We start from the raw sequence: 21,578 nt of genomic DNA on the forward strand, positions 1-21,578 counted from the left end.
TCACCTCGTCTTTGTATGCTGATTACTATCTTACGACGAAATTAGTGTGGAGACAAAGGTTTTAATTTCGTTCAGCGCCTGCTCGCGCTCTGTTTTTTCAGCTGAAACGAGTGCCTCCTGCTGCTGTTCGACAATTTTCATAATCGCACTGCCGACGACAACGCCGTCGCTCACACCGTCAAGCAGCTCCACCTGCCGGCGGTTGGATATGCCAAAGCCGACAGCAACCGGCACCGTGCTTGCTTCTTTCACTTTGCGGATAAACGCATAGGCTTCATCCGGGAAGGCATCCCTCGTACCAGTTACGCCAAGACTTGAAACGCAGTACAGAAAGCCCTGGGCCTGGGAGGCAATTTTTTCAATGCGGTGGGCAGATGTCGGTGCCACGAGTGAAATGACCGACAGTCCCTTCCCCCTGGCAAGCTCACTGATAAAACTGCTCTCTTCCATAGGAAGGTCTGGAATCAGCACCCCGTTTGCCCCGGCAGATGCCGCTTCTTTGACAAACGTCTCTTCTCCCATGCGCAGCACCGGGTTCACATAGGAAAACACGACCACTGGAATTGTCAGTCCACGTTCTCTCATCGTCCGGATCATGCGCAGAGCCCCCTTCAGGCTCATACCACCTTTAAGGGCGCGCTGGGCTGAGCGCTGCAGCAGAGGACCGTCAGCCAGTGGATCAGAATACGGGATGCCGAGCTCTAAAATGTGGGCGCCTGCCTCCTGAAGCGAAAGAGCAATCGAAATCGTCGCTTCTTCATGCGGGTCCCCTGCCATGATAAATGGCACAAACAGAGGGTACGGAGCCTGCGCTGCCGCCTCTTCCACTGTCAGCACATTTGTTGCTTTATTCATCACTGCTCTCCCCTTCCATACGACGGCGGATCGTTTCTACGTCTTTATCTCCACGACCCGAAAGACAGATAACAATTCGTTCACCTTTGTCCATCTGTTTGGCTTTTTCAAACGCCAAATAAAGGGCATGGGAGGTTTCAATCGCCGGAAGAATACCTTCTTTCTTTGTTAAGAGCGAAAGTGCTTCCAGGGCTTCTTCGTCTGTCACACCCGTGTATTCCACGCGGCCGCTTTCAGCCAAATGGGCGTGCTCTGGTCCAATGCCCGGATAATCCAGCCCGGCGGAAATGGAATACGGCTCAATAATCTGTCCATTTTCATCCTGGATTAAATACGTCAGCGACCCGTGAATCACCCCGCGGGTGCCTTTCGAAATCGTTGCTGCATGCATAGCTGTATGAACGCCCATACCGGCAGCCTCCGCACCGTATAGCTTTACGTCGTCTTCAAGAAACGGATAAAACATGCCGATCGCATTGCTTCCGCCTCCCACGCATGCTGCAATCGCATCCGGAAGAGCCCCGCACCGCGTCTGCATCTGCCGTTTGGTTTCATCCCCAATAATCCGCTGATAGTTCCGGACAATCATTGGATAGGGATGCGGGCCAACGACCGACCCGATCAGATAAAACGTATCTTCCACGTTTGTTACCCAATAGCGGATCGCTTCATTGGTGGCGTCCTTTAAGGTTTTGTTTCCAGACGAGGCCGGCAGCACTTCCGCTCCCAGCAGTTCCATCCGGAAGACATTCAGTTCCTGCCGCTCCATATCCTCTTCGCCCATAAACACCTTGCACTCCAGCCCAAATTTAGCACAGACAGTCGCAGTCGCCACACCGTGCTGGCCGGCGCCTGTTTCTGCAACAATCTTTGATTTCCCCATCCGTCTGGCCAGAAGCACCTGGCCGATGGCATTATTTAATTTATGGGCACCGGTATGAAGCAGATCCTCCCGTTTTAAATAAATTTCTGCTCCGCCCAGATGCTCCGTCAGGTGCCCCGCAAACGTCAGCGGGGTTTCCCGGCCGGCATATTCACGCAGAATGTCCTGGTACTCCTCGTGAAAGGATTCATCCTCCCAGGCTGCATTAAATGCCTCTTCAAGTTCCTCCAGTGCATACATGAGCGTTTCCGGCACATACTTTCCGCCATAGTCCCCGTACCGTCCGTGTTCATCGGGATATATCTGCTGCATAGCTATTCAACCTCTTCTCTAATTGTTCTAATAAGCCCGCATCCTTTACTCCGTCTTTTTCGAGTCCGCTGGAAATATCAATACCCGCCGGATGATACGCAAGCAGGTCTTCAACATTTTCCGGACGAACTCCTCCTGCAATAAATAACGGAAGACGGTGGGCTTTTCCAGCTTTAATATAGCCGGGCACGTGCTCCCAGGCGAAGGATTCGCCGGAGCCTCCGAACCGGCCATCAACTTTGGCGTCGATGATGAAGCCATCAACGTAATCCGCATAGGCATCGATCTGCTGATGAGTGTATTCACCGTGCGGCAGGGCTTTCCACACATCCTTCCCTGTACGGTGGCGGATCACCGCCGCTTCTTCCGGCGGTTCCTCGCCGTGCAGCTGAATCACATCCGCCTGTATTTCTTCAACGGTCGCAATCACTTCTCGCACCGGGGCATTCACAAACAGGGCTGTTACCTTTTTACCGTGCAGCGGATAAGCCTGCAGCCACTCGCGAACGGCTCCCGGCTCCACCTCCCGTTTCCCCGGGGCAAATACGAACCCTGCAAAGGCGGCAGAGGAAGAAGCTGCGAGCCGCACATCATTTTCGGAATGCAGGCCGCACATTTTAAACATCGGCGTCTGTGGAGGCATGGTCACTCACTCCCCGCAGCTTTAGTAATGCTTCGCGTACATCCGGCTGTCTCATCAGGGATTCTCCGACAAGCGCCGCTTCTGCCCCGAGCAGCTGTACATAATCGAGGTCTTCGTTTGTACGGATGCCGCTTTCGCTCACGAGCACACTGCCCTCCGGTATGAACGAAGCTGCTTTTCCTGTCTGCCCGAGTTCTGTATGGAACGTATAAAGATCACGGTTGTTGATACCGATAATTTCCGGCGTAAACTGATGGAGAAGTTCGTGCAGCTTTTCGGGCGAATGTGCTTCCACAAGCACCTCCATCCCGAGCAAGTAGGCCTGCTGGTATAATTCGTGCAGCTTTTCCGGGGCAAGGGCTTCTGCGATCAGTAAAATAGCATCTGCACCCATCGCCGCACTTTCCTCCACCTGTCTGCCATCGATAATAAAATCCTTACGCAGTACAGGCAGAGAGGAGATTTTTTTGACCGCTGTCAGATAGCTGCCGCTCCCCTGGAAATACGTTTCATCCGTCAGCACCGACAGGGCGGCGGCACCTCCCCGTTCGTAGCCAAGAGCGATGGCTTCTGGATCAAAATCACTCCGTATCAGCCCTTTGGAGGGCGAAGCCTTTTTGACTTCCGCAATAATCTGTACGTTTGGCGGATCCTGCTGCAGTGCTTTTTTCAGCGAATAAAAAGGTACGTCCGGACGCTCGCCAACCGTAATATGGGAGAGTTCTTCCTGTTTAGTTTGCAGTATTTTTTCAAGCATACGTTGAATTAACCTCATTTCCCCGCAGGCGCTGCAGCTGCTGTTCGGCTTTGCCTCCGCGGATGACTTCCTCCGCAAGCTGCACGCCGTCTGCGATTGTCTCTGTCCGGCCGGCAGCGTAAAATGCAGCGCCCATGTTTAATAGTAAAATGTCTTTTGCAGCTCCGGTTTCTGAGCCGTTAAAAATATTTTCGATCAGCAACGCGCTTTCTTCTGCTGTTTCCACCTGCACCTCTTCGACGGGAGCTCTCGTCAGCCCTGCTTCTTCCGGTGTAATTTCATATTTCGTAATTTCACCGTTCCGAAGCTCTGTAATGTACGTACTGTCTGAAATCGTCATTTCATCAAGTCCGTCTCTGCCGGTAACAAATAAAGCCCTGCTTGCACCCAGGTTTTTCAGTACGTAGGCCATTTTCTCCCCGTATTCCCGGTCAAACACACCGACCACCTGAATATCAGCGTTTGCCGGATTTGTTAACGGACCGAGCACGTTAAAGATTGTACGAAAACCCAGTTCTTTTCTCGGGGTGACGGCATGCTTCATCGCTACGTGGTACAGCGGGGCAAACAGAAAGGCCAGTCCTTTTTCCTGAAGAGCTTTTACCGCCTCATCAGGTCCTGACTGTACCGGCACCTGCAATGTTTCAAGCACATCAGCGCTCCCGCTTTTGGATGACACCGAGCGGTTGCCGTGCTTGGCTACTTTAATCCCCGCTCCGCTTAACGCGATCGCAGAGGCAGTGGAAATATTGTACGTTGAACTTACGTCGCCGCCGGTGCCGCACGTATCGAGAAGAGAAGGCTCCTCATGCTCTAACGAAAGGGCGTGACGGCGCATACTGCGGACAAATCCGGTCAGCTCTTCCACGGTTTCGCCCCGGAACCGCATAATGGAAATAAGACCGGCAATCTGGCTCGGTGTCGCCTCTCCCTGCATAATAAAGTCCATTGCCTGTTCTGCTTCCTGTTCTTTTAGTGTATGCCCCTCAATGCATTTATTCAACAGTGCCTTAAGCATGAATATTCTCTCCCTTCTCGTCGGTGAACATTGCTTCGGCAGCGGCTACTGTACGGAGAAGAGCGGCTGCTTTATTTTGCGTTTCTTCATATTCCGATGCCGGATCCGAATCGGCCACGATACCGGCTCCGGCCTGGACCTTTGCCGTCTGATTTTCCACAAGCATCGTCCGGATGGCAATGCAGGAGTCAATGTTGCCGTCAAAGCCCATATAGCAGACAGCCCCGGCATACATCCCACGCCTTGTCGGCTCGAGTTCCTTTAAAATTTCCATCGCACGGATTTTCGGCGCTCCGGAAACGGTTCCGGCCGGGAAAGCGGACTGAAGAGCCGCCACCGGGGAAACAAATGGAGAAAGTCTTCCTGTCACTTTGGAAATAATATGCATGACGTGTGAGAAACGGACTGTTTCAAGCAGCACCGGCGTTTCCACCGTGCCGTAGGAAGCAATCCGGCCAACATCATTTCTGGCCAGGTCAACGAGCATAAAGTGTTCCGCCCGCTCTTTTTCATCGGCAAGCAGCTCTTCTTCGAGTGCTTTATCTTCTGTGTCAGTCTTTCCCCGCTTGCGGGTTCCGGCAATCGGATGAATTTCCACGTGGCCGTCGAGCACCTGCACGAGTCGTTCCGGAGAGCTTCCCACCACTTCTGTTTCCCCAAGACGCAGATAAAACAAATACGGCGACGGGTTGATCATGCGGAGTACCCGGTAAAGGTCGAAGCCACTCACCGTTGTCGGAAGCTCAAAGCGCTGGGACAGCACTGTCTGAAATACATCTCCGGCTACAATATATTCTTTAATTTTCTCCACCGCATCCATGAAATCTTCCTTCGAATAATTGGAGCGGACCCGGCTGAAGTCCACGGCTGTATTTTTTTCAAGCGGCGGGTACATGGCAGAGCCGGAATTTCCGTTCTGCAAACTCTTTTGAAGCTTTCCCACCGTTGCCTTTGCTTCGTCAAAACGTTTCTCAGGCTCTTTATCTGTATGTTCATCGTAATAGATGATCGTGAGCTCTTTATTCGTCTGATCGAGCGCCATAATCGTGCGGCAGTACACAAAGTGTATACGTGATTCCGGTGCGTTCTCCGGCGCAAGCTTTGGCTCGAACAATTCCACAGCATCGTACGAGAGAGCGCCGACTGCACCTCCTTTAAACGGGAGATCCACCTCAGGGAGCGAAGGATCAATATAGTCTGTCGCCTGCTGCATGCAGGCCTCCAGATCAGAAGCTGTAAGTATGAGGGTGCCGTCCGTTTTCTCGAGACGAAACTCCCCTCCCTGCTCTACAATCCGGTAGGAGGGATGAAGCCCGACAAACGAGTAACGGGACCAAGGAGAGGCTTCGTCTTTACTTTCAAGCAGATATACCGCATCTTCCTGAAAGTGGCGAAACACATCGATGGGGGTGAGGGTGTCGGAAAAGTAATGCTCCATATAGGGAATGGTGCGGTGGATCGCACACTCGTCAGTGAATGCTTGCTTCGTTGTTTTGGTCACGGTTTTTCCTCCTTTGATCGGAAAAGCATGCCAGAACACGAGAAAAACCTCTCTGCGGACAGAGAGGCATGATAGAAGAGAACCCTGCCTATAGCTTCGCAGGATTTTTTGGTTAAATGTATTGTCAGGTATCTTCTATTCTCTGCTATTCTGCCTCTGCTCTTCTAACTCTCTATGCTGCCTCCGATGGCAGCGCTCATCTATACCTTAACTTTCGATGCTCTAAGCTTATACTTATCCTACTAGGAATCCTTTTGCTTTGTCAAACCCAGGTCCGGTCGAAGCGCCACCGCTTCATTCAAAAAGATATGCTTCACATCTTTTGCAGGTACATTCACGTCCGCAGTCATCATTACGCGGATGCACCGCTCCAGGCTCCCGGGCACCGGGATTTCCTGGGCACACATTACCGGCACAAACTCCCAGCCAGGAATCTCCCTCGCTGCTTTTGCCGGAAAAGCAGCGTTAAGATCAGAAGTGACCGTAAACCAAATATGCGAGACCTGGTCTGCGGTAATGTGATTTTCCGCAATCATCTCTTCAAGTACCCGGCCGGTTTCCTCCCAGATTTCTTCTGCGCGGTTTTGTTTCACCGTTGTTGCTCCCCGTACACCTCGTATCACTGTTGTCACCTGCCTATTTGTAATGGCGATCGAGCAGCTGCCTGATCGTATTTTCTTCCACTTTTGCTGTCAGCGGTTTTCCCGGCCTCTCAAGCAGCACGTAATGGATATCCCCGTGGGAGGCTTTTTTATCTCTTTTCATCGATTCCACTAATGTGTCGGTCGAAAGCCCGTACGGGGCGTCCACCGGATAGCCCAGCGATTCGAGCCATGCTTTTTCCTTCTCCAGCTCCCAGTCGCCTGCGCTCTCGTTATTACTTAACGCAAGAGCAAACCACAGGCCGGCGGCCACTCCTTCTCCGTGAGTGATGCGTCCGTAGCCCATTTCTTTCTCCAGGGCGTGGCCAAGGGTGTGCCCAAGATTTAAAAATGCCCGCACCCCCTGCTCGCGTTCGTCTTCTTCGACAATACGTGCTTTAACTTCAATCGACCGTTTAATCCACGAAGCAACCTCCGGTGACTTCATGTCCTCCACGCTCTGTACGCGGGCTTTTAAATCCTGTAAAAAGGGCTCCCCGTCAAGGTAGGCGTGCTTGATCATTTCGGCAAAGCCGGAGCGCCACTCTGCGTCGGGCAGGCTATGCAGCGTCGCGGTATCATATATGACAGCCAGAGGCGGATGGAAAGCGCCGGCCAGATTTTTGCCTGCTTTCAGGTTAATGCCTGTCTTTCCACCTACGCTGCTGTCCTGGGCAAGAAGAGTGGTCGGCAGTTGAATATAATCCACACCCCGCATGTATCCGGCCGCCGCAAAGCCGGTCAAATCACCGGCCACTCCGCCGCCGAGCGCCACAAAGACCGACTTTCTGTCCATTTCGTTTTCAGCTGCGAATTCCCACAGCAGGGAAAGCTCCTCCACCGATTTGGACTGCTCCCCTGAAGGCATCACATAGGTGCTTACGGGCAGGAGACGCGCGAGCTGGCTTTCTGTTTCTTCCCGGTAGAGAGCGTCCACAGCCTTGTCCACGACGAGGAGGAAGCGGCTCTTGCCTGCCGTAGTTTCCTTTAAAAGATCTGCAAGCTGATAGCGCAGCCCTTCCCCGATTATTACCGGGTAGCTTCTTTTCTCCGCCTGTATCTGAACTGTTTCCATTAGTTAAAAATCCCTGGCTTCCTGTACATACTCTTCAAAGTTCCGGCGGATACGGTCCACATTATCTGTACCGAACATATCCAAAAAGGAAACGGCTACTTCAAACGCCACCACGTTTTCCATTACAACCGAAGCAGCAGGCACTGCACAGCTGTCCGAGCGCTCAATGCTCGCTTTAAACGGTTCCTTGGAATCAATATCTACGCTTTGCAATGGCTTATAGAGGGTCGGGATCGGCTTCATCACGCCCTGGATAACCACCGGCATTCCGTTGGTCATCCCGCCTTCAAATCCACCAAGATTGTTGGTGCTCCGGTAATAGCCGTTCTTTTCGTCCCAGACGATTTCATCATGGACCTGGCTTCCCGGCCGGTTTGCTGCTTCAAAGCCGATACCTACTTCAGCCCCTTTAAAAGCGTTAATGCTCGCAACCGCTCCGACGATTTTGCCGTCAAGCTTGTGATCATACTGCACGTGACTGCCCAGTCCCACTGGCAGTCCTTCCACCACGGTCTGTACGACGCCGCCAATGGAATCACCATCCGCCTTCGCCTTGTCGATCGCTTCCATCATTTGTTTTTCCGCCTCCGGATCGAGACAGCGGACCGGAGAGGCTTCTGATTTTTCCTGAAGCTCCTGCATGGAGGAATAAGACGTCTCTGCTGAATGGATACCGCCTATCCTAAGAACCTGGCCGCCTACTTCTATTCCGAAGGTTTTGAGAATTTTTTTCGCCAGTGCCCCTGCCATTACCCGCGCAGTTGTTTCTCTTGCCGAGGAACGCTCGAGCACGTTTCTCATGTCACGGTGCCCGTATTTAATAGCCCCGTTCAGATCTGCATGCCCGGGACGGGGACGTGTAATTTTCCGCTTCACTTTTTCCGCTTCCTCTTCGGAGAGCGGTTCAGTGCCCATAATCTTTTCCCAGTGCACGAAATCGTCATTTTCGACGACCATCGTAATCGGCGCTCCGGTCGTTTTTCCGTGCCGGACCCCGCTTAAAAACTTCACTTTATCTTTTTCAATCTGCATTCTGCGGCCACGGCCATATCCGCCCTGGCGTCTGGCGAGCTCCTGGTTGATATCTTCTTCAAGAAGCTCCATCTGCGCCGGGACTCCCTCAACAATCGTTGTCTGCTGCGGCCCGTGTGATTCTCCTGCGGTTAAAAATCTCATATGCGTCTTCTCTCCCCTTTGCTCCATACGTATCTCTTTAGTGCTTTTATGCAGTAAATGATAACATAATCCTCTATTTAGTGAAACTGCCTTATTTCATCTTCCTGAAAAGCTTAGCTTTTTCGGTAAAAAAAAGTTCCGGCCGGCTCAAACTTATACTTTTCCGGATGAAACATCTGCTCCGTGCTTCCGACAAACAGAACGCCCCCCGGGCGCAGCGCACTGTAAAACTGCTGGTAAATATAATCCTTAGCTTCCTCTGTAAAATAGATCATCACATTTCTGCAAATGATAACATCTACATCCCCCACCGGTTTGTCCGCAAGCAGATTCTGCTTTTTAAAGCGAATATCCCGGGCAGCCGCTTTTGTGTCAAACTGGTAGGCCGGCGGACTCGCTTCAAAATATTTCTGCAGATACGCCGGTGACACGTTTTCTATGGCCCGGCTTGAATAGATACCCATCTGCGCCTTTTCAAGAATACTGGTGTCAATATCTGTCGCCGTAATGGAAAAGGAGACTCCAGGAAATGCTTCCTTCATCATCATCCAGAGCGAGTATGGTTCTTCACCGGTAGAACACGCTGCAGACCATATGTGCAGATTGCTGCGTTTGTTAAGTATTTCGGGAAGAACCGATGCCTGCAGCATCTCCCACCGGGACGGATTACGAAAAAACTCGGAAACATTGATAGTCATCCGCTCAAGTATTTCCTTCAAAAGCGCTTCGTCTTTTTGAAGCCCCCGGTCAAATAAATCTGTAAACGAACGAAAACCTTTTTTCTGTAAAAAGGAAAACAGCCGCCGCTTCATCTGCGCCTCTTTGTATAAGTGCAGGTCCAGGCCGGTCAGGCTCTTCATCTTTTGCACGAATAGACCGTAATCATCATTCATTGGATTTTCCACTGCTGCATGCTGTCTGCCTGTCATCGTATCCCCACTTTGCTGAGTAGTATTATTATATCACGGCGGCCTTGCTTCTTCAGGTTCCGCCTAAAGATCTTTTCCATTATATCGACCAGCAGAAGGGGAATTTTCACTTGATTAACAGGCTGAAGGCCTGTCCTGGCTAATTATAAAAAAAACGGCCCCCTGAAGGGACACGCTTTAGATTAATATCTTTTCGCCCGTTTTTCCGCTTTGGCATCCGCCACAACGAAGCAGGCGTGAATGGATGCCGGCACCCAGAAAAGCAGGAGCAGCAGGAAATTGATAAATGCCTGAAACGGACGACCTACGAGCAGCACCGCTACCGGCGGCAAAAGTATTGCAAGTAAATACATCATTAGTTATCACCCTTATCTTGAATTGTCTATAAGAGTGTATTCCCAAAAGCGCACCAGCTTAATCTTATTTTACAGCCAGGCATCAATGGAACGTTCATAGTCGAGCACTTCCTCCGGTTCAAAAAACAAACCAATCTCCCGATCTGCGCTCTCGAGGGAATCTGAGCCGTGGATAACGTTTTTCTCCTTCACATGGCCATAATCGCCGCGGATCGTTCCTGCCGGCGCTTCTTTTGGATCAGTTTTTCCGATCAGCAGCCGGGAAATATGTATGGCGTCCTGGCCTTCGAGCACTAAGGCAAACACGGGGCCCGACGTAATAAAACCGACCAGATCATTGAAAAAAGGTTTTTCTTTATGTTCTTCGTAATGCTTTTGGGCCAATTCAGGTGAAATGTGCATAAATTTACCGGCAGCGATTTTCAGTCCTTTTTCTTCAAAACGCTGAACAATTCTGCCAACCAGTCCACGCTGGACTCCATCCGGCTTCACCATTACAAACGTGCGTTCACTCGTCATATTTCTTCCCCCATCCATTACTATTTACCAAAATTAGTATAGCAAAAGTTGAAAGCGTTAGCAATTACCGCCTAGACGGGAAGAATCAATATTTTCTGCCGCCAATATAGGCAGCAATGTCCTTTAAAGAGTCCTTTGCCTCTATGTCCGGCAAAGTAGCAATAGCTTCATAGGCTTTCTCGAGATACCGTTCACTCATTGTTTTTGCATATTCGATGCCACCGGAATTGCTGATTTCCGAAAGAATGCGGGTGACCTGCTTTTCTTCCACGGCTTCTTCCTGAATGGCTGCATTAATGTTTTCCTGCAGCTGCGGGTTCTGATGCATAGCATACAGCGCGGGCAACGTTACATTTCCCTGTCTCAGGTCGCCACCGGCAGGCTTTCCAAGCTCTTTTTCGCTTCCGGTAAAGTCGAGAATATCATCGATAATCTGATAGGACATACCAAGATGATAGCCGTACCGGTAAAGCTGGCGCTGCGTCTTTTTTGACGCTCCGGCGCTTGCAGCGCCGAGTTCACAGCCGGCCGCAATCAAAACTGCGGTTTTCCTCCGGATTCTGCGCAGGTACGTCCGCAGCGGCTGCTCCCAGTTGTACTGGTCCCGGATCTGCTCGATCTCGCCGACGCATATTTCGATCAGCGTCTTTGAGATAATCCGGTTGATAACAGGCTCCCGGTAGTAGGCTGCACGCTCAACAGCACTTCCGAAGATATAATCACCGGTATACATCGCTACTTTGTTATCCCATGCCGCCTTGACTGTAGACTCACCCCGGCGAAGCTCGGCATCATCTATCACATCGTCATGGACGAGGGAGGCCATGTGTATCAGTTCAAGCGAAGCAGCAGCATGTTTGATATGCTCAATATCATAATTTCCAAATTTCGCACTTAGCAGCACTAAAACCGGCCGGATACGTTTACCTCCAGCTTTTAATAAGTGATTTGACGCTTCAGTCAGGACGGCGTGTTTCGAATCCACCGCTTCTTCAAGCGTTTTTTCGATCACTTTAATATCCGGTTTTAAATCTCTGTACAGATCCATCAGCTTCATCTTATTCACCTTCAAAATAAATAATGCACCTCGTCTCCCGGCTGCAAAATATCTAAACTTTCAACTGCTTCATTTAAATATCCATACTTATAAGCGAGATGGTAATAATAAAGCAGGCCTTCCTGCTCCCTGGCCCCAAGCGTAAAATGAAGCCCCCGGAAGTACTCCTGCCAATACGCACTGCTGCCTCCGAGCCGATGACTGTAATCACTGGCCATTCCGGCAAAATCGTCCTGCTGTGCTGTGCGGCGGCTTTGTAAAAAATCCTGATAGAGGTTGGCCCACATGCTTCCGGCCTGATGGAACGACTCGTTTTGAACGGCAAATACAGCGTAAACCATCGGCAGACCGGTATGAGCATTCCATAACTCACCGAGATCGTAACGGAACCAGTCACTTTCCTCCCAGGAAGCCTTGATGGCATCATCGCCAATTAACAGGTAAGCGTCGTTCTCCTCTTTCATTTTCACCGGGTCCGGTGCCTGCGTTTGATAATCCGCCTCTGTCACCTGATAGAATTCCTGCAGAATAATTTTCAGCAGATGAACGCTTGTCGCACTTGTCGATGTCAAAGCAATCCGCTTTCCCGTAAGTTCATCAAGAGGATAACGGGAGTAGAACAAAATGGATCGTACTTTGCCGGCAGAAGCTACACAAAGAGAAGGCAGAAGCGAAAGAGCACGCGTACTGGAGCCAAAAGCAAACGAGGATACAGCACTTCCGCTCAGCTTTTGTTCTTCGAGCTTTCGGTTCAGTGAAGCGGGTACGTCCTGTTCGAACCGTACCCCCTGCTGCTCGAGCTTTTGCCGGTCAAGATAATAAAAAAACGGTTTTGCATTCGTATAAGCGATTTCTCCCATTGTTATGGACATAACCATCTCTCCAAATCGTATACATCTTCCTTACGCAGTTGTACGTATTTTTACATTAAAATATCTCCAAGGGTAAATACTAATATCACCATACTGATAATCCCATTCATCGGAAAAAAGGCGACCCCGACCTTTGAAAGATCGTAGGGCTTCACCAGCGAATGCTCGTAGATCATGATTGCAGCGGCTGCGGCAACTCCCACAAGATAAAACCAGCTGAGCGGCGAAAGCAGGTACAGTGCCAGAAGGGAAATCAGACTGACGAGATGAAAACCCCGGGAGATGTAAAGAGCTTTTGCAATTCCGAAGCGGGCAGGGATGGAATTCAGCCCGACGCGCTTATCATACTCTGCATCCTGAGTCGCATAAATAATATCAAATCCGCCAATCCACATCGCCACCGCCGTAAAAAGCAAAAATGCCTCCGGCTGAAGCGTACCGGTCACTCCTACCCATCCACCGAGCGGAGCGATGCCAATGGTTACTCCTAAAAACACGTGGCAGAGCCAGGTGAAGCGCTTCGTGTAGGAATACAGCGTCATAAAGAATACTGGAATTGGCAGAAGGTAAACTGCCAGCATATTTAACTGAAACGCAGCGACAAATAAAATAAAAAAAGATCCAAGCACAAACAAAATGGCTTGACCTCGTGAAACCTCTCCTGCAGGAATGGCTCGTGTTTCCGTTCGCGGATTGCGGGCATCTATTTCTGCATCGATCAGGCGGTTCAATGTCATTGCAGCGCTGCGGGCACCAAACATTGCCAGTGTAATCCAGATCCAGTCAGCAATGGAGGGCCAGGAGCCGTTGATCATCAGGCCGCCGAGCGCCGCTCCCAAAAAAGCAAATGGGAGGGCAAATACGGTATGCTCAAATTTTATCATTTCTAAAATAGTTTTAATTTTACTCATTGGTTCAACTTCCTTATCACTGTCATCTTATCATTTCTTACGGGCAATATGGGCGCAGACTGTACCGGCAGAAAAAGGAGAAATCTGCACCTGGCTGAATCCTGCTTCCATGAACATTACCCCAAGCGTTTCCTTCGACGGAAAGGCCATCGTCGACTCCTGGAGCCAGCGGTATTCGTCGTACCGGTTAATCAATACTTTTCCTATCACCGGCATGACCGATTGAAAATAAAAGGAATAAAATTTTTCTACGACGCTGTTTTCCGGCCAGGACGTTTCCAGGCATACAGCGGTACCGCCAGGCTTCAGCACCCGCTGCATTTCCTTAAGCACCCGCAGATAATCGGATACGTTCCGGAGGCCGAAGCCTATTGTTACGTAATCAAACGAGTTATCCGGAAACGGGAGGCTGTTTACATTGCCATGTATTAAGTCGATGTTTCCGAGCTGTTCCCGGTGCACTTTTTCCCGGCCGACTTCAAGCATTTTTTCACTGAAGTCGATGCCGGTGGCACTGCCGCTTTTTCCTGTTGCTTTACCAAGCTGAATCGTCCAGTCTGCCGTACCGCAGCATAAATCGAGCGCTTTTGAGCCGCGGCGGACGTTCATCTGATTCATGGTTTTTTTACGCCAGCGTTTATGCAGCCGGAAGCTGATTACGCTGTTCATATGATCGTAGTTGCCTGAAATAGACTGGAATACCTGATACACTTTATTTTCTTTTTGGGTAGCCATCATTGAAACCCCTTTTTACTCAATACCTACAGCTATCCATTCATCCATTAACGATTGCAGCGTATCAGAGAGCTGTTCGTCTTTTTCAACCTGCTGATGAAAAAAGCTGTGTTCTTGATCGATTAATTGTTTTAATATTTGCTGTGCGCTCTGCGATTGGCCACCCCAGTACTGCACCTGGGCGGCACAGGCTGAAAATTCTTCGGTACGGCCAAACCATTCCCATTCATGAAGCAGCCTTTTCAAGGCAAAAATAGACGAGGAAGCCACTGCGAGATGCGGGCGTCCGTAAAAATGGATGACCGCTTCCACAATGCCCGCTTCACTCGTTCTAAGTGTTTGAAGCATATCGGTATGGTCACGGCACTCGCCAAAATGCAGCTTCATTTTCGCTTCATTCATTCTTCGGATTGCTGATGTAAAAACAAGAAGGATTTCCTGATGAAAGGCAGTACTGAGCAGACGGTAGTAAAGACTGCTCATCAAGTCCCCGTTCAGAATCGTCAGCTGCCTTATTTTTTTGTCATCGCCGTCGTTATGCAGCTGAATCTGTTCATGAGCCTTAAACGCCGATTGAACGAGCAGTACAGCTGCAATCTGTTCCACCATCCGTTCCCGGGGCACTTTGGCTTCTCTTAACGCCTCAAGCAGAAGGTGGATCGTCTCTTCGTGCGCTTCCGGCAGCCCGATTTTCTCCTCAATATACGAGTGCTGGGTCAGGCGCTGAAACTCTTTTTTTATTTCCTCTGCACATGGTGTCCAGTAGTTGTTCATGCCGCTTCCCCCAACCCCTTAAATGCTGGTGATTTCATTTCTTGCGTTCTACGCTCTCCAATTATAGCACAGCCTCTTTGTTTCCAAGAAAGATTACGTTAATCTTCCCCGCTGCCTGCCTTCATTTCGCCGTAGCTCGTTTGTATAACCGCATTGCCGCGCACCTTGATCGCAGACGTATGTTCGGTGAACTGGGCGATGAGCACTTCTCCGCCGTCTAATTTCTCCAAGTGATGAAAACGGGTGTCCTTGCCGCGGGTCAAGCCCATGACGTTGACACCGTCTTCCTCTGCACGGATGACGATAAAATCATCTCCATTCTGCATATAAGACCCTCCCTGTTTTCGTTTTGTTCCCATGGTAAAGCGCCCGCTCTCTGCAGGCGCCTCGTTTTTATCTGCTGGGGATCAGTGTTTGATAAGCGACAGAACCTCGCTCCTTGCCGCCTGATCTCCTTCAAATGTTCCTCTCACTGCGGAGGTTACCGTCATAGATCCGGGTTTCTTCACGCCTCGCATGGTCATACACATATGTTCTGCTTCAAGCACGACCATCACTCCGTGAGGTTCAAGCGTCGAAACAATTTCGTTTGCGATAGTATAGGTGATACGTTCCTGAAGCTGCGGACGCTTGGCAATCGTTTCTACGGTCCGGGCCAGCTTGCTGAGACCTGTCACCATTCCGCCTTTCGGGATGTAGGCTACGTGAGCCTTACCGAAAAAAGGAACTAAGTGATGCTCGCACATCGAAAAAAACGGTATGTCTTTTACCAGCACCAGTTCCTCGTGATCTTCCCCAAATACGGTTTTTAAATGCTCGTCTGCTGATTCGTGCAGCCCGGCAAAAACCTCCTGATATAAACGGGCTACTCTGTCCGGAGTGTCAAGCAGGCCTTCACGGCCGGCATCTTCACCAACTCCTTCAAGAATCAGCCTGACACCTTCTTTTATTTTTTCGTGATCGAAATTAGCCACCGTAAGTCCTCCAATCAACTTCTGCTGCCTTCAGCCGCTGCTGTTTATCTTGAAAAATTTTAGCACAAGCCCCTTTAGAAAGCAAAAGGGGCGCCTTTAAACGTAACCGGCGCATTAATTATGATCATCAAGCAGCATGATGGAGTGCTCTTTCTCATTTTTCTTCCCACGCTCCATCAGGGATTTCGCCATTTTTTCCGGCGGAACGTGTTCAAACAGTACTTTGTACAGCCCTTCTGTAATTGGCATCTCCACTCCAAGCGAACGGGACCAGTGATATACAGCTTCAGTAGTGCGCACGCCTTCAACAACCATCCCCATCTGCTCCAGAACGTCTTCGAGGCTTTTACCTGAGCCGATTTGATTTCCAGCCCGCCAGTTCCGGCTGTGTTCACTTGTACATGTAACGATCAAATCCCCAAGACCCGAAAGGCCGGTAAAAGTAAGCGGAGATGCACCCAGATGCGTGCCGAGCCGGGTGATTTCCGCCAGCCCTCTTGTCATTAAGGCAGCTTTTGCGTTATCACCGTATCCAAGTCCTGAGGTAAGACCAATACCGAGGGCAATAATGTTTTTCAGGGCCCCACCAAGCTCGACACCGAGAAAATCATCGTTGGTGTATACACGGAAAGCCTGGTTCATAAACAACTCCTGGACACGGGTCTGTACGTTTTCAGATGTGCCGGACACTGCGACAGTGGTCGGCTGCTGCTCTGCCACTTCTTCTGCGTGGCTTGGTCCTGAAAGCATTGCCATTCCCTGAAAAGAAAGACCCGACCACTCTTCTTCGAGAATTTGCGATACCCTTAAAAACGATTCAGGCTCAATACCTTTAGCCGCGTGCACGACAATAGTGTCCTGCTGAAGATACGGCATTAAATCCCGGGCGATTTTTCTGACGGCTCCGCTTGGGACTGCAAGAACAATAAAGGAAGCCTCTGCTGCTGCTTCCTTTATGTCCGTTGTAGCCACTATATTTTCCGGCAGTACGATCCCTTTTAAATAGCCTTCATTTCTGTGTGTGGTGTTAATTTCTTCAGCCAGCGCTTCTCTGCGGCACCAAAGACGCACCTCATGCTGATTTTGTCCTAACACAGAAGCCAGGGCTGTTCCCCAGCTCCCTGCTCCGATAACAGTTGCCTGTTTCTTCATGCTTTTAACTCCTTTTATCCTTCACTGCTCTTTTTATACAATGAGCTTTCATTGCCACGCAGCAGGCGGACGATATTTGTACGGTGCTTCCATATCGAAAGAAGGCCGAGAAAAACGGTTAAATACAAATAGGTCTCCGGATGTCCGTTGGTCGACTGGGTATAGAAAACCGCAACCGGGGTTAAAACAGCAAACAATAGAGAACCAAGAGACACGTAACCGGTAACTGCAATAGCTGCAATCGCTATAATTCCGACATAAATTGCCGGAAAAAAGACAAGTACGCTGATAACCCCGATGGCCGTGGCCACGCCTTTGCCGCCGCGGAAGCCGAAATAGACCGGCCAGTTATGCCCAAGCACAGCGGCAAGACCGCCAAGAGCAGGGGCCAGGCCGTCCACCTGGCTTAACGACAAAAACCCTGGCAGCAGGCCCGAGGCTGCCCACTGAAAAAAGAAGCCGATCCAGACCGCCATCATCCCCTTCAGCACGTCCAAAAGCAGCACTACCACTGCCCATTTCGTGCCCAGGACCCGGCGGGTGTTGGTAGCACCGGCATTGCCGCTTCCAACAGAACGGACGTCCACCTTTTTTATACGCTGTACAAATAGATAACTAAAACTAACTGAGCCGATTAGATAGCCAATCACAACTGCAAGAATTACTCCCATTGCACTCTCCCCTTACCAAACCATTTCCGTCTGCTATTCGTTTTTCTTTCTGGCCACGATTCGAAGCGGTGTGCCTTCAAACGAGAAAGCTTCGCGGCATTTGTTTTCCAAATACCTGCGATATGAAAAGTGCAGAAGCTCCGGATCATTTACAAACAACACAATAACCGGAGGGCCCGAGGCGACCTGTGTTGCAAAATTAATACGCAGGCGTTTGTTACTATGGGTGGGCGTCGGGTTCATAATTACCGCATCCATAATAACTTCATTTAACACGTTGGTAGGTACCCGTACGTGATGATTTTCAGCCACCTGACGTACTACCGGAAGCAGATTCTGTATTCTCCGCTTCGTTTTGGCAGACAGGAAAACGATCGGTGCGTAGTCCAGGAACTGGAACTCCTCCCGGATTTCTTCGGTGAACCGGTGCATCGTTTTGTCGTCTTTTTCCACTACATCCCATTTGTTAACTACAATAACGATAGCCCGGCCGGAGTCGTGCGCGTAGCCTGCTACTTTTTTGTCCTGCTCCCGGATGCCCGCTTCACCGTCGAGAACGACAACAGCCACATCGGCCCGTTCCATGGCACGCATCGCACGGAGAACACTGTATTTTTCTGCTTTTTCATACACTTTTCCCCGCCGGCGCATACCCGCCGTATCAATGATGCTGTATTTCTGTTCGTCTTTTTCGAACTCCGTGTCCACCGCATCCCTCGTCGTACCGGGAATTTCGCTCACAATGACGCGTTCTTCTCCTAGTACTGCGTTCACGAGAGAGGATTTCCCCACGTTCGGCTGGCCGATGACTGCCATATGAATCGTGTCATCATCCTTTTCTTCTTCATCCTCCACGGGAAACCGTTCGAGTACTTCATCAAGCAGATCACCAAGGCCGAGTCCGTGCGAGCCGGAAATTGGAAATACTTCTCCGAGTCCAAGGGAGTAGAACTCATACATCTGCTCCCGCATTTCATAGTTGTCTATTTTATTAACGGCCGTGATGACCGGTTTTTTGGACCGAAGCAGAATATCTGCGACTTCTTCATCTGAAGCCGTAATGCCGTCGCGCCCGTTCACGATAAAAATAATGACGTCTGCCTCATCGATAGCAAGCTTAGCCTGCTCCCGAATTTGAGTGAGCAGCGGTTCATCGTTTAGTTCGATGCCTCCGGTGTCAATCACGTGAAAGAAGCGATGCAGCCATTCACCTTCCCCGTAAAGCCTGTCTCTTGTAATACCCGGCTCGTCTTCGACGATAGCCATTCGTTCTCCGATAATACGGTTAAATATTGTTGATTTGCCGACATTTGGCCTGCCGACAATGGCGACTGTAGGTTTTACCATCATTTTGATTCCTTTCTGTCTCTAAATCTATCTTCATTATCATAACATGAAACAGATCCGTTCCTCTCCCCCAAATTTGTATCCGGCGGGTAAAGCAAGGAAAAAACCAGGCACGTAAAATGCGCCTGGTTGCTTTTACTTAATTTATATCGAACGCCGGCTGTATAAAGAAGTGTCAATGCCGCGCTCTTTCAGCCAGTGGGCCGTTTCTCCGCGCAGAACAATGGGAGCCTTCTGAAGTTCATTAATGTTTTGTGCCCCAACCGCTGTCATTACTGTTTTCAATTCCTCCTGTATCTGCCGGAGAAAAGAAGCAGCGCCCTCTGCTCCGCTGTCCTTCGCTTCCCGCAGGACGGCGCCAGCCATTCCGCCGGCACTGCCTCCAAGTGCAATAATCCTTGCGACGTCCAGGCCGTGCCTTACACCTCCTGAGCCAATAACACTGCCAGGATGCCAGGCGTGTACGGTTTCGGCGATGGCAGCCGCTGTCGGGATACCCCATTGATCGAAAAAAGCAAATGGACGATCCCGTCTTTTGTTTTCAATTATGGAAAAATTCGTCCCTCCACTGCCGCCCGCGTCAATAATGGCTACTCCGGAGCTGCGCAGCTTGGCTGCCGTTTCAAAAGAAATGCCAAAACCTACTTCTTTTACAATTACCGGAACAGAAAGCTCATTAGCGATACGCCCAATCCGGTCCAGGGCTCCCTGAAAATCCCTGTCCCCTTCAGGCATAACAAGCTCCTGAATGACATTCAAATGAATCTGAAGAGCATCAGCCTGAATCATTTCAACCGCCTGGGCAGCCTGCTCCACGCTTACTTCACTTCCTGTATTGGCAAAAATAATACCGTCAGGATTTTTTTTCCGTACGATTTTGTATGTATAGGATTCCTGCTCATTTTTGATGGCCGATGTTTGAGATCCGACTGCCATAGCAACACCAGTTGCTGCTGCAGCTTCTGCCAGTGACGCGTTAACAGCGGCTGTTTCTTCGCCGCCTCCACCCGTCATTGCATTAATAAGAATCGGCGAACTTAACGAAAGTCCGCCGATTTCTACTGATGCATCTGTATAAAGAGAAGCTGAGTCAGGCAGACTTTGATGGACAAATTGAATGTCATCTAAACTGCTTTCGGCTGAAAAACCTGTGGATAAAGCATATTCAATGTGATCTTGTTTCCGCCTAGCCCGCGACACAAGCAAATCTCCTTACTTTTTATATTTTTTCAACTGATCGCCGACCATATCTCCAAGGGAGAAGCCTGCGTGATCTTCTTCCGGTGCTTCGTATTCGCTTTGAACCTTCGAATCACTGGTTTCAGGATTTTCAAGTTCTCTGATGCTTAAGGAAATACGATGCTCGGCAGGGTTAATATCAAGTACTTTTGCTGTAACTGCCTGCCCTTCTTCAAGCACCTCTCCCGGCGTTCCGATATGACGGTTCGCGATTTGGGAAATGTGGACAAGACCTTCCACTCCGGGAGCCACTTCAACAAATGCGCCGAAGCTGACCAGTCGTTTCACCTGACCATCAATAACATCCCCGGCTTCGATTTGTCCTTCAATAGTCGTCCATGGTCCAGGAAGCGTATCTTTAATCGACAGAGAAACTCTTTCGCTGTCCGGATCCACAGCTAAGATTTTTACTTCGATCTCATCGCCTTCATTGACGATTTCTCCTGGTGATTCTACACGGTGATGAGCCATCTGCGAAATGTGGACAAGACCGTCGACACCGCCGACATCCACAAATGCGCCAAAGTTAGTCAGGCGCTGCACTGTTCCTTTCACCGTATCTCCTACATTCAAGTTTTCAAGCACTTCTTTCTTTTTCACTTCGGCCTCCTCGTCCAGAACGGCACGCTGAGATAAAATCAGCTTGTTTTCTTCCGGATCTATTTCTGCAATTTTTAGTCTTAATGTTTTTCCCTGATAATCTGAAAAATCTTCCACATAATATCTTTCCACGAGCGAAGCCGGGATAAAGCCACGCACGCCTAGATCGACCACAAGCCCGCCTTTGACAATTTCAGCCACCTGGGCTTCAATAACATCGCCGGATTCATACTTTTCCTGAAGCTCGCCCCAGGATTTATCAGCAAGTGCTGCCCGGCGGGAGAGAACCAGCTCATCATCTTCCATTTTTGTTACTTTGAATTCGAGCTGATCTCCTTCCTTGAGCACATCGTCTACTTTTTCTACGTGCAGGCTTGATAGTTCGCTGATCGGAATTACCGCATCTACTTTATAACCGGCATCCGCGTACGCCTGTTTTTCCTCTACCTTTGTTACTGTGGCAGTAATGATATCTCCCACGTTAAACTCTTTCATACCTTCAAGTTCGTTGTTCATTTCATCTGCCATTGACCATTGCCTCCTTCAGTGTCCTTAAATCCTGTCTATGGGGTTTTTGGGGA

General features: G+C 50.0%; 24 protein-coding genes. All 24 read right to left on the bottom strand.

The features are described from left to right. Positions 1 to 30: 30 nt before the first annotated feature. The 24 genes from trpA to rpsA all read right to left on the bottom strand — a co-directional run bounded on the left by trpA (position 31) and on the right by rpsA (position 21,525). On the bottom strand, positions 31 to 855 hold the full coding sequence (trpA, locus tag ACTTK7_RS05635) for a tryptophan synthase subunit alpha (protein WP_462866508.1): 825 nt from the start codon (positions 853 to 855) through the stop codon (positions 31 to 33). Beyond that, a complete protein-coding gene (gene trpB, locus ACTTK7_RS05640) occupies positions 848 to 2,050 on the bottom strand; it encodes a tryptophan synthase subunit beta (RefSeq protein ID WP_462866510.1) in 1,203 nt (400 codons plus the stop codon). Before trpB ends, trpA begins: the two co-directional genes overlap by 8 nt. Continuing rightward, positions 2,028 to 2,693, bottom strand: a complete 666-nt coding sequence (locus ACTTK7_RS05645; protein WP_462866512.1) for a phosphoribosylanthranilate isomerase — start codon at positions 2,691 to 2,693, stop codon at positions 2,028 to 2,030. The genes trpB and ACTTK7_RS05645 overlap by 23 nt, the downstream gene beginning before the upstream one ends. Continuing rightward, positions 2,668 to 3,450 carry an indole-3-glycerol phosphate synthase TrpC gene (trpC, locus tag ACTTK7_RS05650; protein ID WP_462866513.1) on the bottom strand — a complete coding sequence of 261 codons (783 nt, stop codon included), beginning with the start codon at positions 3,448 to 3,450 and terminating at the stop codon, positions 2,668 to 2,670. The genes ACTTK7_RS05645 and trpC overlap by 26 nt, the downstream gene beginning before the upstream one ends. Then, positions 3,443 to 4,468, bottom strand: coding sequence for an anthranilate phosphoribosyltransferase (trpD, locus tag ACTTK7_RS05655; RefSeq protein WP_462866514.1), 1,026 nt, complete (start codon positions 4,466 to 4,468; stop codon positions 3,443 to 3,445). Before trpD ends, trpC begins: the two co-directional genes overlap by 8 nt. After that, entirely contained in the window at positions 4,461 to 5,969 is a 1,509-nt protein-coding gene (trpE, locus tag ACTTK7_RS05660; RefSeq protein WP_462866515.1) for an anthranilate synthase component I, read from the bottom strand. Before trpE ends, trpD begins: the two co-directional genes overlap by 8 nt. A 242-nt stretch (positions 5,970 to 6,211) precedes the next feature. Beyond that, positions 6,212 to 6,601 (bottom strand): chorismate mutase, encoded by a 390-nt coding sequence (gene aroH / locus ACTTK7_RS05665; RefSeq protein WP_462866517.1) that lies wholly within the window; start codon positions 6,599 to 6,601, stop codon positions 6,212 to 6,214. 4 nt (positions 6,602 to 6,605) lie between these two features. Beyond that, positions 6,606 to 7,685, bottom strand: coding sequence for a 3-dehydroquinate synthase (gene aroB / locus ACTTK7_RS05670; RefSeq protein ID WP_462866518.1), 1,080 nt, complete (start codon positions 7,683 to 7,685; stop codon positions 6,606 to 6,608). A gap of 3 nt (positions 7,686 to 7,688) precedes the next feature. Continuing rightward, on the bottom strand, positions 7,689 to 8,861 hold the full coding sequence (gene aroC, locus ACTTK7_RS05675; protein WP_462866520.1) for a chorismate synthase: 1,173 nt from the start codon (positions 8,859 to 8,861) through the stop codon (positions 7,689 to 7,691). Between the two features lie 113 nt (positions 8,862 to 8,974). Next, a complete protein-coding gene (locus tag ACTTK7_RS05680; RefSeq protein ID WP_462866521.1) occupies positions 8,975 to 9,790 on the bottom strand; it encodes a CheR family methyltransferase in 816 nt (271 codons plus the stop codon). A gap of 182 nt (positions 9,791 to 9,972) precedes the next feature. Then, positions 9,973 to 10,146 carry a YqaE/Pmp3 family membrane protein gene (locus tag ACTTK7_RS05685; protein WP_462866522.1) on the bottom strand — a complete coding sequence of 58 codons (174 nt, stop codon included), beginning with the start codon at positions 10,144 to 10,146 and terminating at the stop codon, positions 9,973 to 9,975. A 69-nt stretch (positions 10,147 to 10,215) separates the two neighbouring features. Beyond that, positions 10,216 to 10,665, bottom strand: a complete 450-nt coding sequence (gene ndk, locus ACTTK7_RS05690; RefSeq protein WP_462866524.1) for a nucleoside-diphosphate kinase — start codon at positions 10,663 to 10,665, stop codon at positions 10,216 to 10,218. 85 nt (positions 10,666 to 10,750) lie between these two features. Next, a complete protein-coding gene (hepT, locus tag ACTTK7_RS05695; protein WP_462866525.1) occupies positions 10,751 to 11,722 on the bottom strand; it encodes a heptaprenyl diphosphate synthase component II in 972 nt (323 codons plus the stop codon). Between the two features lie 11 nt (positions 11,723 to 11,733). Continuing rightward, entirely contained in the window at positions 11,734 to 12,594 is an 861-nt protein-coding gene (locus tag ACTTK7_RS05700) for a menaquinone biosynthesis protein (protein ID WP_462866527.1), read from the bottom strand. A 50-nt stretch (positions 12,595 to 12,644) separates the two neighbouring features. Further along, entirely contained in the window at positions 12,645 to 13,505 is an 861-nt protein-coding gene (locus ACTTK7_RS05705; protein ID WP_462866528.1) for a UbiA-like polyprenyltransferase, read from the bottom strand. A 30-nt stretch (positions 13,506 to 13,535) separates the two neighbouring features. Continuing rightward, complete coding sequence (locus tag ACTTK7_RS05710) at positions 13,536 to 14,240, bottom strand: demethylmenaquinone methyltransferase (RefSeq protein WP_462866529.1); 705 nt, start codon at positions 14,238 to 14,240, stop codon at positions 13,536 to 13,538. Positions 14,241 to 14,255: 15 nt separating this feature from the next. Further along, positions 14,256 to 15,014: a heptaprenyl diphosphate synthase component 1 gene (locus ACTTK7_RS05715; protein ID WP_462866531.1), complete on the bottom strand. Its 759-nt coding sequence runs from the start codon at positions 15,012 to 15,014 to the stop codon at positions 14,256 to 14,258. A gap of 98 nt (positions 15,015 to 15,112) precedes the next feature. Continuing rightward, positions 15,113 to 15,340 (bottom strand): trp RNA-binding attenuation protein MtrB, encoded by a 228-nt coding sequence (gene mtrB, locus ACTTK7_RS05720; RefSeq protein ID WP_091611224.1) that lies wholly within the window; start codon positions 15,338 to 15,340, stop codon positions 15,113 to 15,115. 81 nt (positions 15,341 to 15,421) lie between these two features. After that, positions 15,422 to 15,988 carry a GTP cyclohydrolase I FolE gene (folE, locus tag ACTTK7_RS05725; RefSeq protein ID WP_322525149.1) on the bottom strand — a complete coding sequence of 189 codons (567 nt, stop codon included), beginning with the start codon at positions 15,986 to 15,988 and terminating at the stop codon, positions 15,422 to 15,424. A gap of 114 nt (positions 15,989 to 16,102) precedes the next feature. Continuing rightward, positions 16,103 to 17,140: an NAD(P)H-dependent glycerol-3-phosphate dehydrogenase gene (locus ACTTK7_RS05730; RefSeq protein ID WP_462866533.1), complete on the bottom strand. Its 1,038-nt coding sequence runs from the start codon at positions 17,138 to 17,140 to the stop codon at positions 16,103 to 16,105. Positions 17,141 to 17,154: 14 nt separating this feature from the next. Continuing rightward, on the bottom strand, positions 17,155 to 17,811 hold the full coding sequence (plsY, locus tag ACTTK7_RS05735; RefSeq protein WP_462866535.1) for a glycerol-3-phosphate 1-O-acyltransferase PlsY: 657 nt from the start codon (positions 17,809 to 17,811) through the stop codon (positions 17,155 to 17,157). Positions 17,812 to 17,844: 33 nt separating this feature from the next. Continuing rightward, positions 17,845 to 19,158 (bottom strand): ribosome biogenesis GTPase Der, encoded by a 1,314-nt coding sequence (der, locus tag ACTTK7_RS05740; RefSeq protein WP_462866537.1) that lies wholly within the window; start codon positions 19,156 to 19,158, stop codon positions 17,845 to 17,847. A gap of 144 nt (positions 19,159 to 19,302) precedes the next feature. Then, the gene (fni, locus tag ACTTK7_RS05745; RefSeq protein WP_462866539.1) at positions 19,303 to 20,358 is read right to left on the bottom strand and encodes a type 2 isopentenyl-diphosphate Delta-isomerase; all 1,056 of its coding nucleotides are present in this window, start codon (positions 20,356 to 20,358) and stop codon (positions 19,303 to 19,305) included. Positions 20,359 to 20,370: 12 nt separating this feature from the next. Beyond that, positions 20,371 to 21,525 (bottom strand): 30S ribosomal protein S1, encoded by a 1,155-nt coding sequence (gene rpsA, locus ACTTK7_RS05750; RefSeq protein ID WP_091611240.1) that lies wholly within the window; start codon positions 21,523 to 21,525, stop codon positions 20,371 to 20,373. Between the last annotated feature and the right edge of the window lie 53 nt (positions 21,526 to 21,578).

It is taken from the genome of Marinococcus tarijensis (genome assembly GCF_054971385.1).